Consider the following 16,808-nt stretch of genomic DNA (forward strand, 5'->3'; position numbering starts at 1 on the left):
AAGGAAAGCCCGGGCTTTGAGATATTCGCTGCACCTCAATTGCATTTTTCCGGATACCTGATGTCTTTCAAAAGCATAACACGCTCGAGCCGAAGGGCCTTTTTCGCCCTCCTGACAATCGTCTTGAGTATCCCGTTGGCGGTGCCGGCTCGATCCGAGATGGTTTCGGCAGCCTGGCCGCATGCACAAAGCGATCTCGTTGCCGAAAAGTGCATAAGATTTGGAACGCTTGCAAACGGAATGCGCTTTGCAATCATGCATAATGCGACGCCACCAAAGCAGGCTGCTATCCGTTTTCGTATCGGTTCCGGTTCATTGAACGAGCAGGACAATCAGCAGGGCCTTGCGCATTTCCTGGAGCACATGGCCTTCAAAGGATCGAAAAATGTCCCAGAGGGGGAGATGATCCGAATCCTTCAGCGCAAGGGGCTTGCTTTCGGCCCGGATACCAATGCCCACACATCGTATGGAGAAACCGTCTATTCGCTCGACCTTCCTCAGGTCGATGCCGATACCATTTCCACGGGTCTGATGTTGATGCGTGAGACGGCCAGTGAACTGACGCTCGATGCTGCCGCTTTTGATCGGGAACGGGATGTGATCCTGTCGGAGGAGCGGTTGCGGGATACGCCGCAATATCGCGCTGGCATCGCAGCCATGAATTCCTTGCTGGATGGCCAGCGAGTGCCCATGCGGTCGCCCATCGGAAAGACGGATATTATCAGAAACGCGCCTGTCAAACTCCTGCGCGATTACTACGAGACCCATTATCGCCCGGATCAGGCGACTTTGATCGTTGTCGGCGATATTGATCCCGCGGGGCTTGAGGCGGAAATTCGTGAGCGTTTCGGTGATTGGGCCGCAGCCGGCCCAGCCGTTGCCATTCCGGATTTGGGCGAACTGAAGAGCAAGGGTGAAACCTTTGAAGTCATTGCAGTCCCTGGAAACGTTACGAGTGTGCAGATTGCGTGGACGAGGGAGTTTGATGGATCGAGGGATACCGTTGCCAAGCGCCGCGGGCAGATCATCGAAGGGCTCGGCCTCCAAGTTCTGCAACGTCGCCTCAGCAATCTCGCCAGCAAGGCAGATGCACCATTTATCAGCGCAGGCGCCGGTGCTCAGGACCTGTTGAAGTCCGCGCATGTCGCTGTGGTCACGGCCAGTTCTGAGCCAGACCAATGGCAAAAGGCGTTGTCTGCCATCGAGCAGGAGCAGCGCCGAGTACAGGAGTTTGGCGTCACCGCGGCGGAAATCCAGCGGGAGATCGTGGAATACCGGTCCGTATTGCGAGCCGACGTAGAAGGTGCCGGAACGCGCAACACGACCGCCTTGGCGGGCATGCTTTCTGCCAGCGTCGACAGCGATCAGGTGTTTACCTCTCCTGCTGATGACCTTGCGCTGTTCGAAGAAGTGGCTGATCAGGTATCTGCCGAGGATGTCAACAAAGCGCTCGTGAATGCATTTTCGGGATACGGACCGCAGGTTCAGCTTAGGGCAGCGCAGGAGCCGACGGGTGGACGGGACACGGTTCGCCAAGTCTATAATGCATCGCGCGAAACTAAAGTTGACGCGCCTTCCGCAGCCACGGACGTGGTGTGGCCCTATACGTCTTTCGGCCCGTCCGGGGCAGTTGTCGAGCGCCGGGCTGTCGACGATCTCGGCCTCACAATGGTGCGTTTTGAAAATGGTGTGCGTCTCAACGTCAAACCGACGAAGTTTCGCGCCAGTGAGGTTCTCATTCGGGAGCATGTCGGTGGCGGACGTATGGCAATGCAAAGCGACCGGTCGCCGCTCATATGGGCTTCTCCGGCTGTTGTGCTGTCTGGAACCAAGGCCATCGATTTTCAGGATATCCAGAAGGCCCTAGCGGCAAAAATCTTCGGTATCGATTTTTCTGTCGGTGACAGTTCCGTAAGGTTCGACGGCCGAACAAGAACCGAGGATATGGCAACTCAGTTGCAGCTCATGGCCGCCTATACCTCGGATCCGACCTACCGTCCCGAAGCCTTCAACCGCGTGCAGCAGGCTTATCTCAGTGGCATAGATCAGTATGACGCAACTGCCGGCGGCGTGCTTGGTCGAGATTTCGCCGGTCTTGTGCATTCCGGTGACCCACGATGGACTTTCCCCGGTCGCACGCAATTGTCGACTGCTACGCCAGATGAGTTTGAAGAGTTTTTCCATCCTCTCGTTACCAAGGGTCCGATAGAACTCACCGTGGTCGGTGATATCGATGTCGAGGAGGCCATCCGGCTAACGGCGGAAACTTTCGGTGCATTGCCGAAGCGGCCTGAGCTTTCTGCTCCCAGCCAGATAGAACAGCTTTTTCCTGCACCAAGCGAAAAATCCGTCGTCAAAACGCATCGCGGCCGCGATGATACGGCAGCTGTCGCGGTCGGTCTGTCGATCGGAGATCTGTTGTCGGATGTTCCGCGCTCCTTCGTCGCCGACATTGCGACACAGATTTTCGAGAACAGGCTGATTGAACAGTTCCGAATTGCTGAAGGTGCGACTTACGGTCTGCAGGGGAGTGCGGATCTGTCGTTGGAACTGCCGGATTACGGTTTCGCTTATTTCTATCTTGAAACCATGCCCGCAAAGATTGGCAGATTTTACACGCTGTTTGCCGATGTCGCACATGATCTGGGATCGACCACAGTTTCGGCGGATGAGCTTTCGCGTGCGCGCGAACCTGCTATCGAAACATTGAAGCACCAGCAGCAAACCAATGAATATTGGGTGCGTTACCTGCGCAATGTCCAGGCAGATCCTCGGCGGCTGGAGTTGATCCGTTATAGCGCGGAAGGGTATGCCAAGGTAACCGGCGAACAGGTGCGGGAATTTGCGAAGACCTATTTTGGGGCAGGCAGATCGTGGAAGCTGGAAGTCCTCCCCGTCGAGGCACAGTGAGCAATCGTTGCTTGATGGTGCGCCGTGAAGATGCTTTGCGGCGCACCCTAATAGAACATCCGGCTGAGAGGCATGATGGCCGCGCCCATGGAGGACGCATCTGACGCAATTTCCGAAATGATCAGTTTCGGGTTGGGGCGTGAAACTCCATAACGCGGTCGGCCGAAAAACTCGGTGCGATCGACTAGCATTTGGGCAAGATCGGGCGGTATCTGTCCACCAAAAACGATTGCCTGTGGATCGTAGACCGCCCAGATTGCATTGACGAGGCGGTTATAGGCGGGCGTGACTTCTTCCACCCATTCTTCCACGCCTTGCCAGTCACGGTCGAAATTCTTGCGCAGGTAGCTGATCGACGGCACGTTGACCTTGTTGCGCTGCAACCGCTCCATCAGATATTGCAGAGCGGGGCGGCGCAGGTTTTCCGCGTGATCGTACATCTGCGAAAATTCGCCGGCATTGCCGTGCCCGCCAAGCAGCAATTCGCCATTGCTGACCAAGCCGCCGCCAAAACCATAATTGAAGCTGAGATAGGCCAGGTTCTTGATGTGGCGGCCAACGCCGAACATGATTTCGGCAATCGTGCCCATTTTGGCGCCGTTCATGGTCCAGACCGGCTTTCCAAAATGTTCGTACAGCATCGGCCCGAGTTCGATCAGCGACCATTCATGCAGGGGCAGGGAGGCGTTGTAGCTCGTTCCGCCCTGATGGACACCGGCAATGCCAAAACCCACGCCGAAGAGGCGGTCCTGCGACAGGCCAAGACGCTGCTGGTGACTGGCCAGTTCTTCGCGCACGAGATCGAGCGATTTGCGCATGCCGCGGTCCCATAAAAGGATACTGCTTTCCGCCAGGGTTTTTCCCGCAAGATCGACAATGCTGATGTCGATGACATCCGAAGTGACGGACAGGCCGCAGGCATAGGCGAACCCGCCGTTGAGTTGCAGCATCGGGCTTGGCTGGCCGCTTCCCAGGCCGGGCTTGGGTTCGCCGAGAAGTACGATGCCGCGTTCGGCCAGTGTGTCGACAATTCGGTGCACCGATTGCTGTGTCAGGTCGGATAATCCTGTCAGTTCCGAGCGCGACAGGCCGGGGTGTCGCCAGATTAGCCGCAGCAGGCTGCGTTCATTGGCCGACACGACGGCATCATCATTGGCACGTAGAAAATGTTGTTCGATCAGCGCATTCGGCGAATATGTCATGGTTGTCCCCTTCACGCGTGTTGTTACTATAAGTGTGTGACAACTTCCATATGAGCATTGTAATCATAGCGGCTTCCCGCCTGAGTTGATGTAGCTTTATAGGGTTCGTAAAAATTTCCGTCGTCTACCTGTCACACACGAAGTGTAACAAACGCTCGTCATTCCTCCCGGGAAAGCTCGGGATATCCAAAAGGGCGAAGCGAATATGAAGATCTCCACTCTTGCGACCACTGTCGCACTTCTCGGCTGTACCAGTGCGGCGCAGGCCACCAATATTGAATTCTGGTATGGCAATACCGGCAATGTCGAAGTGGCTATCAAGGCGCAATGCGATGCCTTCAATGCGTCGCAGAGTGAGCACAAGGTCAACTGCGTCGGTCAGGGCTCCTACGAAGTCTCGATGCAGAAGGCGATCGCCGCCTACCGCGCCAAGAACCACCCGGTCCTCATCCAGTTCTTCGATGCCGGCACGCTCGACCTGATGCTCTCCGGCGCCGTCGAGCCCGTTCAGGATCTGATGCCCGAGGTCAAGTGGGACAGCTATATCGCCGGTGCCCGTGCCTATTACGAAACCTCCAAGGGCAAGCTGTTCGCCCAGCCCTACAATTCCTCGACGCTTCTGTTCTACACCAACAAGACCGAGCTCGAAAAAGCAGGCGTGACCGAGACGCCGAGAAGCTGGGAAGGCATCATTGAAGCCGCCCGCAAGTTGAAGGCTGCCGGACATGCCTGCCCGTTCGTCACCGATGGCGATACCTGGCGTATCCTCGAGCAGTTCTCTGCCCGCCACGGTCTGCCGATCGCCACCAAGCACAATGGTTATGACGGTCTCGACGCCGAATACGTCATCAACTCCACCTTTGCCGCCAAGCACCTCGCCAATCTGGTCGAATGGCGCAAGGAAGGTCTCGTTCGCCTCGCCGCCGATACCAAGGCCGGCAATTACACCGCCGCCTTCAATGCCGGCGAATGCGCGATGATGGAGCAGTCTTCCGGTTCCTACGCCGCTGCTGCCAAGGCATTCGACGGCAAGTACGAGCTGACCGTCAACATGGCGCCGATGTACAAGGATTACACGCGTCACAACACTTTTGTCGGCGGTGCCTCTATCTACGTGATGAAGGGTCACAAGCAGCCTGAGATCGAAGCTGCCAAGGCGTTCCTCGATTTCCTGCGCAAGCCGGAACAGCAGATGTCGTTCACCGCCGCAACCGGCTACGTGCCGGTGACGACGGACGTTCTCGACGTGATCGCCAAGAGCGACGAAGCAAACTCGCCGAAGTACGCCACGGCCAAGGTCGGCGTCGAATCCATGAACCAGCCGGCCACTGCCGACACCCGCGGCATCCGCCTCGGCTTCTACGTGCAGTTCCGCGAAGTCTTCATGGAAGAAACCCAGAAAGCCTTTGCCGGCCAGCAGACCATGCAGGTCGCGCTCGACAACACCAAGAAGCGCGGCGACCAGCTGCTGCGCCGTTTCGAGCAGACCTACAAGGGCAAGCAGCTTCCCTGATCGCGATCTCACAACCTTCTCAGCATGGGGCGGTTTTCCGCCCCATGCCCTCTCATTTTTGGAAGTGATCCATGTCGTCGGAATCCTCCCTGTTCAGCCACCGCTGGCTGCCGGCCCTGTTGCTGGCTCCCCTGATGCTGCTGATCGTGCTGTTCTTTTATGTGCCGGTCTTTCAGGCCTTCTACTGGTCGTTTTTCCTCGAGCAGCCTTTTGGCGGCGGTTCGGAATTCGTCGGCCTGCAGAACTTTCAGCGCGTGCTGAGCGATCCCGAATTCTGGGGCGCGACCGGGCGCACGGTCGTCTTCATGCTGACGGCATCGTCGCTCGCCGTCGTCGTGCCGCTGATGCTGGCGATTGCTGCCGATCGCAAGATCGGCATGTCCTATCCGGCCCGCAACATTCTCGTCTGGCCGAAGGGCATTGCCGGCGCCTCGATCGGTGTGGTCTTCGCCTTCATCTTCAATCCGTTCGTGGGATTGATGGCGCCGCTCAACTCGCTGTTTCCCGGCCTGTGGAATCCCGGCATCGATGGCACGGACGCATTCATAACGCTGGTGTCCGCGCATGTGTGGAGCGGCATCCCGTTCAATTTCGTCATTCTGCTCGCCGGCCTGCGCTCGATCCCGCCGACCATGTATCAGGCGGCAGCGATGGATGGCGCAGGTCCCTGGCGCCGCATCTTCGATGTGCAACTGCCGCTGATCATGCCGCAGCTGTTCCTGACCTTCGTTCTGGAATTCACCGAAAGCATCACCTCGGTCTTCGCGCTGATCGACACCATTACCGGCGGTGGTCCGGGCGGCTCGACGACGCTGCTCGTCTACAAGATCTATGTCGACGGCTTTCGCGGCTTCGATCTTTCCGGCGCTTCCACTCAGACGGCCATCCTCATGGTCTTCGTCCTTCTCCTCGCAGCCTGCCAGTTCTTCTTCATCGGCCGGCGCATCAATTACGAGCGCTGAGCCATGGTCGAAAACGCACGTTCCATCAATATCGTCGCCAGCATACTGCTCGCCATCGGCATCCTCTATATCGTCGGCCCGCTGTATTTGACGTTGTCCACCGCTTCGCAGTCCTATGAATACATGTTGCGCAACGGTCTTGCCTGGGTGCCGGGCACGGAACTGTTCGCCAATATGGGCAAGGTCATCCACGATACGCGCATTCCGGTGCAGATGCTGAACAGCATGATCGTGGCCTTCTCCAATGCGCTCGCCACCTGCGCGCTGTCTTTCCTGTCGGCCTATGCGATCGTCTATTTTCGTATTCGCTGGGCGGGCGTGGCGTTTGCGCTGATCCTCGCCACAATCATGCTGCCGCTCGATATCCGCGTCATCACCACCTATCAGGTGGCGTCGAATATCTTTTCGCCGCTCAATGCAGTCTTGGACTTTACCGGCCTCAACAGCCTGATCGAAATGGCGTTCGGTTCACCCGTTCAACTCGAACTCAGTGTGCTCGACACCCATTTTGGTCTGGTCGCGCCTCTGGTGGCGCATGGCACCGGCACGTTCCTGTTCCGGCAGTTTTTCATGACGCTGCCAAAAGACCTGTTCAAGGCTGCACGCATGGATGGGGCAGGGCCGATCCGCTTCCTGATCGATATCCTGCTGCCATTGGCCCGCGCCAGTTTCGCGTCGCTGTTCGTGCTCACCTTCCTCAGCGGCTGGACACAATATCTGTGGCCGCTGGTCGGCGCCTCGACGCCCGACATGCAGACCGCCGTCGTCGGCCTTGCCCGCCTCGTGCCGGATGCCGACGGCCAGGTGCCCGATTTTCCGATGATCATGGCCGGTGCCGTGCTCGTCTCCCTTGTTCCCCTCACGATGATTGCCGTTCTGCAACGCTTCCTCGTCCAGGGCCTCGTTCTCTCGGAGAAATGATCATGACCGCCATCGACCTAAGCATCCGCGCCGCCGCGGCCGAGATCGCGCTTATCGGCGTCACCAAATCCTACGACGCCAAAAACACCATCATCCCACCGATCGACGTGACCTTGCGTCCCGGTGAATTCACCGTCGTGCTCGGCCCGTCCGGCTGCGGAAAATCCACGCTTCTGCAGATGATCGCCGGTCTGGAGCGCGTTTCGAGCGGCAAGATCGTCATTGGCGGTCGCGAAGTGCAGGATCTGGAGCCAAAACATCGCGGCTGCGCCATGGTGTTCCAGAACTATGCGCTTTATCCGCATATGACGGTCGCCGAAAACATGGCCTACAGCCTCAAGGTCGCCGGTGTTTCCAAGGCGGAACGCGCCGAGCGCGTCGGCACCGTCGCCAAAATGCTGGGCCTTGCCGACTATCTTACCCGCAAACCGAGCCAGCTTTCCGGCGGTCAGCGCCAGCGTGTCGCCATCGGCCGCGCCATCATTCGCGAGCCCGGCGTGCTGCTGTTCGACGAGCCGCTGTCCAACCTCGATGCGCAGTTGCGCCACGACATGCGCGTCGAACTCGCTGAACTGCATCGCCGCATTGGCGCTACCAGCGTGTTCGTGACCCACGATCAGGTGGAGGCGATGACGCTTGCCGACCGTATCCTCATCCTCAACAAAGGTCATATCGAGCAGTTCGACACGCCGAAGGCGATCTATCACCACCCGGCTTCCGTCTTCGTCGCCAAATTCATCGGTTCGCCGCCGATGAATATTTTGGAGGTCGAAGGCGATGGTTCCGTGCTGCGACTGGCCGATGGTCAGGTCGTGGCGAACTATTCGGCTAAGGGCAAATTCCAGCTCGGCATCCGCCCGGAAGATATCGCCGTCAACGAAGGCGGTTCGATCAAGACGGAAATCCGTTACCGCGAAGACCTCGGCTCGCACGAAATTCTGGAAACCAAGATCGCCGACCAGAACCTGCGCATCGCCATGCCTTTCGGCGTCGAGATCGATACGACGCAGACGCTGTCGCTTTCCTTCCCGCAGGCCCGTCTCCACCTGTTCGATGGTGAAACCGGCCGCGCCATTGCCAATGCTTTCGGTGATGCGCATTCGGCTCCGGTGAAGGAATACCAGTGAACTACCGGGAATTTATCGCCGACAAGACCCGCGATTGCGCCGTGGTGGCGCATCGCGGCATCTGGCGCCATGCGCCGGAAAACAGTTTGTCCGCCATCCAGCGTGCCATCGAGGCAGGTTACGATGTCGTCGAGATCGACATTCGCCGCAGCGCGGATGGCGGACTGTTTCTGCTGCATGACGAAACGCTGGAACGCATGGCCGGTCTCGATCAGAGGTCGGAATCTCTGGCTTCGAACGACCTTGCCGTCCTGCGTCTGCGCGACCGCGATGGCGGAGAAGGCAATGCCTTCACGCTTGAAAAACTGCCGAGCCTCGCCGAGGTTTTCGAGCTGACGCGCAGCCGCATTTTTCTGCATCTCGACGTCAAGGAACGCGAGGTGATCCCGGATGTGATCGCTCTCGCCAAGGCCATGGGCGTCGAGCAGGAAGTCGATTTCTGGGCCTCTCTGAAATCCGAAAAGGATCTTGGCTGGATCGGAAAAACGATCCTTCCGCATGACGTGCTGTTTCTGGCCAAGACCCGGCTCAACGTGCCGGGTGCTGCCACCCAGCTGGCTCTGCTGCATGATCTCTCACCCGGCGTCTGCGAAATCTATTTCGACAGGCTGGAAGAACTTTCCGCCCTCAAGGACCTCACCCGCAAAACCGGCATGGCACTCTGGGTGAACACGCTCGATAGCGTCGCCTGCGCTGATTTCACCGATACCGCGGCTCTTGCCGATCCGGATGCCGTCTGGGGACGGCTGATCGATGCCGGCATTTCGGTCATCCAGACCGATGAGGCCGCTGCCCTCAAATCCTATCTCGCGGCTCGCCGCGCTTAAATACTCTCCAAGGAAGAATGACATGACGCATTACGTAGACTACATCGCCGACCAGAAACGCGATCCCGCCATCGTTGCCCATCGTGGCGCCTGGCATGGTGCCCCGGAAAACAGCCTCGCCGCTATCGAGCGTGCCATCGCTGTCGGTGCAGACGTTGTCGAACTCGATATCCGCAAGAGCGCTGACGGCGAACTTTTCATCATGCACGACGACACGTTGTTGCGCATGGCCGGCATCGATCGCGATGCCGAAACCTTCACCATTGCCGAGCTGCAGGCCATTACGCTTCGTGAAGATGATGGTGGTGAACATCGCGCCACGTCCGACCAGCGTATCCCGACCCTGAAGCAGGTGCTGGAAATCATCCGTGGCCGCATCTTTGTCGATCTCGATCTTAAGGATCGCGATCTGTTTTCCGAGGTTGCCGCCTGCGCCCGCGAGATGAATGCCGCTTCTTACGTCGACCTGAAGACCCGAGTGATGGTTCGCGAGGAGCTCGACTGGGTACGCGCCCAGAATATCGAGGGCGTTGCCTTCATGGCGATGTCGAAATTCACGGCCGAAGACATTCATGAGACGATGGCGCTGCTGTCGGAAATCAAGCCTTTCATGTGCGAAATGCGCTTCGACAGCCTCGAGACCATTAAGGCCAACCGCCAGCTGTTCCGCGACGCGAACATGGCGCTGTGGACGAACACGCTCAACATGGAAGCCAGCGGCGAATGGGTGGACAAGACGGCGCTTGTCGATCCCGACAGCATCTGGGGCACGTTGATGGATGCCGGTGTCAGGGTTTTCCAGACGGATGAGCCGGAAGCGTTGAAGGCCTATCTGCAGGGCCGTCGCGGATGAAAGCCGTTTCGGACGAACTGCTCGACGAGCTGATGGGGATCATGCGCGAGGCGTCGGCGGGAGAAATCCTGCCGCGCTTCCGCTCGGTCACCTCGGACAGTATCCGCGCCAAAACCGCAGCCGACGATATCGTCACGGATGCGGATATCGCTTCCGAGCGAATGATCAGCGAGAGGCTGAAGGCGCGTCTGCCGGGCATCACCATCATCGGCGAAGAGGCGGTGTCAGAAGACGCTTCCAACCTCGCAAAACTTGCCGATGCGGATCTGGCGGCTGTTATCGATCCGGTCGATGGCACATGGCATTTTGCGCATGGCACGCCGATGTTCGGCAGTATTCTCGCCATCGTTTCGGGCGAAAAAACCATTGCGGGCATCATCCATTACCCGGTTCTGGGCGATTTTCTGGTGGCACGGCCGGGGCAGGGCGCATGGCATGTGGCGGCGGATGGTTCGCGCACCCGTCTCTCCGTTGCAGCGCCAAGCCCGGTCAATGAAATGCACGGCTTCATTCCGCTGCATATGTTCGAGCCGGGCAGGCGCGCCGAACTGGCGCCACGCGTGCTGAAATTCCTGCGTGTCACGACATGGCGCTGCTCCGCCTGGGAATACAGAATGCTGGCAACAGGCGCGATGAGTTTTTGCCTCAACGACAGCCTGAAACCCTGGGACCATGCCGCCGGTGTGTTGATCCATGCCGAAGCCGGTGGTTTTGCAGCGACGATGGCGGGCGAAGTCTATCGGCCGACGATGACGAAGGGCCATCTTTTGACGGCGCCGGATGAAGCAAGCTGGAACTCAATACTGACGGCTCTGTCGGAAAATTGAAGAAAACGTGGCCTGTTTTGGTCGGTCTGGACCGAAACAGGCTGCGAACAGCGATGTAATACGTCAGCGTGCCTGTGCTTCCTGATATTTTCCTGTTTCGGAAGGGCGAAGGCGAGACGGCTGAACGCCGAAGCGCCGCAAAAACAACTGCGAAAAATGGCTCGGATTGCCATAACCTACGTTCATCGCGGCCTGCGTGACGGTGACCTCGCCGCTTTCAATGCTGCGTCGGGCTTCCAGCAGGCGCTGTTCCTGCAAAAACGCGTAGACGGAATAACCGTACATCGCCTTGAAACCTGTTTGCAGACGTTTCTGGGTTAGGCCGATTTCGCGCGCCAGACCGTCCAGTGCCCATGGATAGGAAAGCTCGGCAATCATCAGATCACGGGCACGCTGTAACGGGCGTCGATCGCGTGGCGGAATGGTCGCTGCCGGTTGAATGCTGCGCATCGCATTGATCGAGGCGTGGACAATGTCGAGTGCGCGTGCCTCGAAGGCCAGATCGTCGTTTTCGACCATGGCGCTGTCGAACAGGGCACGGGCAACGGCAAGCAGTTGCGGCGGTACCGGCAAGACACCGACCCATGTTCCGTTGCCGGAGGCAATGTGAAGGCTGTGGTGTTCGTCGAGCGACGACAGGATGTCGCCGGCACCCAGCTTCTGCCAAAGCGTCGTATCGACACGAATGTCCATGCCCTTGAACCGTGTGCCGACCGGGACGTCGTAAAAGCCGACCGCGCCTTTCGGAGCCGCCATGATATAAATCCTGCCGGGCCGATAGGGCAAACTTGATAGCCGTTCCCCATCCGCGTCCAGAAGCCACCCCTGACCAGCCGCCTCGAACAGGAAGTCGATGGCCACGCAGGGTTCCGTCGCGAAACGTCCGGCGAAATCTGCACCGATCACCATATCGAAAACGGAGATCGTCAAACCCGGCCTGACGCCGAGTATCTTGTAGGCGCCCTCCGTGGATGTGGTTTCGAATGTCGTATCCGCAGGGTTTGGCCCAAGCACCACGACGTCGTCCTGATCCGATTGGGCCAGCGCCCTCTGTTCGACCCGCAAGTTCATGATCGCCCCCTTTGACGACCGGTCGAAAAAAGACCGGATCGCGATAGTCATTAACCTGATTGCAATAGTCAAGTTTGTCGCGTCAATCTACTGAGGTCGTGAAATTCGTTGCGAGGGGCAATGTCCACGACAATCATTCAAGCGAGCGCCCGTTTAAGCGGCTGGATCGTGCTCGGTCTTCTGGCCGGGCTTTATGCTGCGCAATCGGTCACCGGCAGCATGGTGCAATCGTCGTTGCCGGTCGTGTTGCGCGATGCTGGCATGCCGCTCGACCAGATCGGGTTTCTCGCAATTCTCTTCCTGCCATGGGCTCTGAAATTCCTTTGGGCACCGCTGGTGGATCGGTACTTTAGCGAACGTTCGTGGATACTCGTTTGCCAGACAGGTATTACGGCCTGCTTCCTCCTCGCGATGGCCTTTCCGCCGCAGACGCACCTGATGTCACTTGCGGCGGTGCTTCTGGTGATGGCGACGCTTGCGGCCACGCAGGATATTGCCACGGACTCGCTGGCCGTTCGCGCCACCAGCGAGGAGACCCGCGGCGCGGCCAGTGGCGCCTCCACTGCCGGCGCTTATCTTGGTTTCCTGCTCGGCGGTGGCATCTGGTTGATCGTTTACAGTCATGCAGGATGGGCCGTGTCTATGGCGGCAATGGCGGGTTTCGTGGTGCTGCTCAGCATTCCTGTCCTTTTGTCTTCGGGGCTTGCTGCACCAAGGGAAAATACTGCCCGGATCGGGCGCCGCCTGTTGCTGCGTGAAACCCTTTCCAATCGGACCTTGATGACGGGGTTTGTTTTTCTTGCGATCTATCAGATCGGTCTGCGCATGGGATCGGCCATGACCGGCCCCTATCTCGTCGACAAGGGTTTGTCGCTGGAGATGATCGGTACATTGCGGGGTGCAGGCGGAGCCCTTGTCGGCTTTCTCGCCGCAGCACTGTCTGCTTTGATCGTTCAGAGGCTGGGCATCCGCAAAGCGATCCTTGCTGCGGCAACTATCAATACGCTGCTTCTTCTGGCGCTGGCCTCGCTCGAATGGCAAACTTCGGTCTCGCAAACGGTTGCTGCCGGCCTCATGGTCGCACAGGTCGCCGCCATCGCCATGTCCTTCGTGGCGCTTTACGCGGCGATGATGAACTGGTGCGATCCGCACAGAACCGCCACGGATTTCGCCGTCCTTCAAAGCCTCGACGCCATTATCGCGATTGCCGCCTCGTCCCTCGCCGGGCTGCTTGGCAAGGCGTTCGGATATGGCCTGCTGTTTGGCGCTTCAGCTCTTTTCATCCTTCTGGCGATGCTGGCTGCGCCCAAATTCCTGCCGGCCGGCGGTCGTCCGTCTTCGTCATTTCCATCTGTAGAAAAGGTATCGCAGTCATGATGCGCCATCGCCTCTCGGGCGTTTCCGCCCTTGCCATTCTTGCAAGCACATTCTCCCAAGGCGCAATGGCGCAAGACACCTCGGCAGACACTGTACTGGCACCGATCGTCATTACTGCCACGAAACGCAGCGAGGATTATTTTCTGGTGCCGTCGACTGTCGATGTCGTGAATGCGGATGATCTGTCCGTGCGCAATATCGACAGTGTCGCGGACCTCGACCGTGTTTTCCCGGACGTGAATATTCGCACCCGTTCCAGCCGCGCTTATTCGAATTTCACCATTCGCGGGCAAGCCTCGCTGGATTTTTATAATCCCAGCACGCAGGTCTATGTCGACGGTCTGCCGCAGGATAGTTTCAATCTTTCACGCAGCCTGCCCGGCAATCTTGAAAGCGTGGAACTGCTCTACGGTCCGCAGGGCACGCTGTATGGGCGCGGTGCCATCGGCGGCGTTGTCAACATCACCACCCGCAAGCCGGATGACGATTTGCGCTTCGGCTTCAACGGCGATGTCAAATCGGAAGGTGCAGGTGCAACGTTCTATGCCAATCTGCCGATCGTTGATGGTGTTCTTTTCAGCGACCTGACGCTGACCGGGCTTCGTCACAACGATCAGTATACCGATATGCTGAGCGGTGAAGATGTCGGCGGCACGGATGATGTGAACGGTCAGGTGCGGCTGCGGTATGCGCCGGAGGGCAGCCCGCTCGACGTGATGGTGACGGCAGGTCAAGGCCGTGTCACCTCGACAGAAGAATATTTCGTGATGGAATCCATGCTGAAGGACCGCATCGCATTGCCGGTGCCGTCCGAATATACGCTCGACACTTGGACCTTCGGCATCAATGCCAGCTACGATCTGGGCGCTGCCACCGTGACCGCGTTGACCGGTTACCAGAAGAGCGATTTCGATCGCACCGTGTTCGGCAGCTATACGCCGGAAAAGCAGTGGACGCTCAGCCAGGAATTGCGCATCGCCTCCAATCCGGAAGAGGGCAATGCGATCGATTATGTCGCAGGCATCTATTACCAGCATCTCGATTTTACCCGCAGTCTGCCAGCCTATGGCCAGATCGCGCGGCACAAGATCGATTCCTACGCCGCCTTTGCCGATCTCACGTGGCATGCGACGGACCGGCTCAACATCACGCCCGGCCTGCGTTTCGACTACGAGCGCGCGGCGGCTACGGCGACGGGTGGCGTCACGCTTGATGATCGTGACAATTTCAGTGCGCTGTCTCCCAAACTCGGTGCCAGTTACGGATTGTCCGATCAGTTGCGCCTCTATGGTCTGTTCAGCACCGGCTTCAAGGCAGGCGGGTTCACCCGTACACTGACCACGGCCAACATCGCCTATACCTATGATCCGCAGAACACATATAACGGCGAGGTCGGTTTCAAATACCGCAACGAAGAGGGCACACTCGAAGGTCAGCTCTCCGCCTATTACAACGTCACCAAAGACTATCAGATGTTCGTTGGTGTGCAGCCGCTGCAATATCTTCAGAACGTCGGTGAGGTAACCGCCAAGGGGGTAGATCTCAAGCTGCGCGCGAAACCGACGGATGCGCTCGGCATAACGGTCGCTCTCGGTTACAATGATACCAAATTCACGGATTATAAAAATCCGGTCACGCCGGGCACCAATCTGACCGGAAACGGCGTGCCGTATGCGCCGGAATTCACAGCAAACCTCATGCTCGATTACCGGTTTGAACTGGACGAGGGCAATGGTGCGCTTATCCCCTATGCCGCCTTCAGCTATGTCAGCGATGTCTATTTCGATGAAACCAACACCATCGGCCAGAAGGGATATGGTCTTGTCGATCTCGGGGTGAAGTGGGAACTGGATAACAATATTGCCGCCGAGGCCTTCGTCACCAATGTGTTCGACAAGACCTATACGACATACGGCTTCAATGTTGCGCCTTATGGCAATGTCTATCAGTTGGGCGAGGGTAGAGCGTTCGGCGCCCGCCTCGACATGACATTCTGAGGGCGGGCGGATGCGTATTCTGATTGTCGGCGGTGGTCCCGCCGGACTTACCCTTGCCGCCTGCCTGAAATTGCATGGCATCGATTGTGTCGTGACGGAAAAGGCCGCGAAGGGTCGCACGGGCGGTTATTCGATCGGCTTGCATATCAATGGCTGGAATGTCGCGGAGCGATTAGGGCTGATCGACGATTTTCGGGCGCAGGCGATGCCGCTTGGCGCGGCGCTGCATCACGACCGGCACGGCAAAAAGCTGTTCTCCTACGACTATCGGACGCTCGCCAAGGTCTCCGGCGGCCGTATGCTGGCAATCATGCGGGATCGCTTTCAGAATATCATGACCCGGCACGTGGAGGCCGGTGTCGACATTCGTTATGAGACGACCGTGACCGACATCGAAGATGATGGTGAAGGTCTCCATATCCGCTTTTCGGATGGCAGAGCCGATCGTTTCGATCTCGTCGTCGGCGCGGATGGATACCGCAGTAGCTTGCGCGCGATGATTTTTGGGCCGCACGAAGCGTTTCTGCGGCCGCTCGGTTATCGCGCCAGTGCATGGCGCATGGCGATCGACAAACCGTTGGGCGCGAGTTTTGTCGGCATGATGGATATCAATCATCAGGGCGGGCTCTACGCTACCGGCGACGGCCATGCGGCTACGCTGTTTTGTTGGCGCGATGATCGTACGGATCGGCTCGGCGCCGACGAAAAACGACAGGTTCTGAAAGAAGAATTCGGACAGTGGCCGCAGCCTGTGAGAACCGCACTGGAAACATCAATCGATTGGGAAAACGCATTTTTCGACACGGTCTGCCAGATCGAAATGCCCGCATGGTCAAAAGGGCGCGTTGTTTTCCTCGGTGATTCCGCCTGGTGCCTGACCTTTCTGGCGGGGCAGGGAACATCGACGGCCATGGCCGGTGCCTATATCCTTGCCGCAGAGTTGGCGCGCAAACCTTATGCTGAAGCATTCGACACCTACGAGGCTCGGCTCCGACCGTTGGTGACAAATATGCAGGCAGTGTCGCGCAAGATCGGCGGTCACTATATTCCGCAGAGCGCCCTAGGCATGCGTCTGCAGTCCTGGATACTGCCTATCCTATTATCTCGTCCGTTTGCGAAGCTGGCCTCGCGCCAGTTTTCCGCGCCGGCGCTCGATCTCGATGCATGATGCTTGGCAGGGGTCTGTCGCCGGGCAAGTCATGCTTCAAACCAGCTGAAACT

General features: G+C 58.3%; 13 protein-coding genes. 11 read left to right on the plus strand and 2 right to left on the minus strand.

Annotation, left to right across the window (positions count from 1 at the left end):
- The first annotated feature begins 60 nt into the window (after window positions 1-60).
- Window positions 61-2,910 (plus strand): M16 family metallopeptidase, encoded by a 2,850-nt coding sequence (locus tag GAO09_RS24500; RefSeq protein WP_153358697.1) that lies wholly within the window; start codon window positions 61-63, stop codon window positions 2,908-2,910.
- A 47-nt stretch (window positions 2,911-2,957) separates the two neighbouring features.
- Here GAO09_RS24500 and GAO09_RS24505 read toward each other — a convergent pair whose 3' ends face one another.
- On the minus strand, window positions 2,958-4,112 hold the full coding sequence (locus tag GAO09_RS24505) for an ROK family transcriptional regulator (RefSeq protein WP_153358699.1): 1,155 nt from the start codon (window positions 4,110-4,112) through the stop codon (window positions 2,958-2,960).
- A gap of 205 nt (window positions 4,113-4,317) precedes the next feature.
- On the opposite strand from GAO09_RS24505, the gene GAO09_RS24510 reads away from it, so the two are divergent.
- The 7 genes from GAO09_RS24510 to GAO09_RS24540 all read left to right on the plus strand — a co-directional run bounded on the left by GAO09_RS24510 (window position 4,318) and on the right by GAO09_RS24540 (window position 11,142).
- Window positions 4,318-5,625: an extracellular solute-binding protein gene (locus GAO09_RS24510; RefSeq protein WP_153358701.1), complete on the plus strand. Its 1,308-nt coding sequence runs from the start codon at window positions 4,318-4,320 to the stop codon at window positions 5,623-5,625.
- Window positions 5,626-5,696: 71 nt separating this feature from the next.
- Window positions 5,697-6,587, plus strand: coding sequence for a carbohydrate ABC transporter permease (locus GAO09_RS24515; RefSeq protein ID WP_153358703.1), 891 nt, complete (start codon window positions 5,697-5,699; stop codon window positions 6,585-6,587).
- A 3-nt stretch (window positions 6,588-6,590) separates the two neighbouring features.
- Complete coding sequence (locus GAO09_RS24520; RefSeq protein ID WP_153358705.1) at window positions 6,591-7,508, plus strand: ABC transporter permease subunit; 918 nt, start codon at window positions 6,591-6,593, stop codon at window positions 7,506-7,508.
- 2 nt (window positions 7,509-7,510) lie between these two features.
- On the plus strand, window positions 7,511-8,635 hold the full coding sequence (locus GAO09_RS24525) for an ABC transporter ATP-binding protein (RefSeq protein ID WP_153358707.1): 1,125 nt from the start codon (window positions 7,511-7,513) through the stop codon (window positions 8,633-8,635).
- Window positions 8,632-9,462, plus strand: coding sequence for a glycerophosphodiester phosphodiesterase family protein (locus tag GAO09_RS30385; protein WP_324185471.1), 831 nt, complete (start codon window positions 8,632-8,634; stop codon window positions 9,460-9,462). The genes GAO09_RS24525 and GAO09_RS30385 overlap by 4 nt, the downstream gene beginning before the upstream one ends.
- A gap of 22 nt (window positions 9,463-9,484) precedes the next feature.
- Window positions 9,485-10,315, plus strand: a complete 831-nt coding sequence (locus tag GAO09_RS24535; RefSeq protein WP_153358709.1) for a glycerophosphodiester phosphodiesterase family protein — start codon at window positions 9,485-9,487, stop codon at window positions 10,313-10,315.
- Window positions 10,312-11,142, plus strand: coding sequence for an inositol monophosphatase family protein (locus GAO09_RS24540; RefSeq protein ID WP_153358711.1), 831 nt, complete (start codon window positions 10,312-10,314; stop codon window positions 11,140-11,142). The genes GAO09_RS24535 and GAO09_RS24540 overlap by 4 nt, the downstream gene beginning before the upstream one ends.
- Window positions 11,143-11,205: 63 nt before the next feature.
- Here GAO09_RS24540 and GAO09_RS24545 read toward each other — a convergent pair whose 3' ends face one another.
- Complete coding sequence (locus GAO09_RS24545) at window positions 11,206-12,213, minus strand: helix-turn-helix transcriptional regulator (protein ID WP_153358713.1); 1,008 nt, start codon at window positions 12,211-12,213, stop codon at window positions 11,206-11,208.
- A 120-nt stretch (window positions 12,214-12,333) separates the two neighbouring features.
- Between GAO09_RS24545 and GAO09_RS24550 the strand changes: the two genes are divergently transcribed.
- From GAO09_RS24550 to GAO09_RS24560, 3 genes are read left to right on the plus strand one after another with little or no spacing between them, the layout of a single operon-like run.
- Window positions 12,334-13,590 carry an MFS transporter gene (locus GAO09_RS24550; RefSeq protein WP_153358715.1) on the plus strand — a complete coding sequence of 419 codons (1,257 nt, stop codon included), beginning with the start codon at window positions 12,334-12,336 and terminating at the stop codon, window positions 13,588-13,590.
- On the plus strand, window positions 13,587-15,587 hold the full coding sequence (locus tag GAO09_RS24555) for a TonB-dependent receptor (RefSeq protein ID WP_209018829.1): 2,001 nt from the start codon (window positions 13,587-13,589) through the stop codon (window positions 15,585-15,587). Before GAO09_RS24550 ends, GAO09_RS24555 begins: the two co-directional genes overlap by 4 nt.
- A 10-nt stretch (window positions 15,588-15,597) precedes the next feature.
- On the plus strand, window positions 15,598-16,755 hold the full coding sequence (locus tag GAO09_RS24560; RefSeq protein WP_153358717.1) for an FAD-dependent monooxygenase: 1,158 nt from the start codon (window positions 15,598-15,600) through the stop codon (window positions 16,753-16,755).
- Window positions 16,756-16,808 lie beyond the last annotated feature (53 nt).

Origin of the sequence: Endobacterium cereale (assembly GCF_009617585.1) — a bacterium.
GTDB lineage: Bacteria > Pseudomonadota > Alphaproteobacteria > Rhizobiales > Rhizobiaceae > Neorhizobium > Neorhizobium cereale.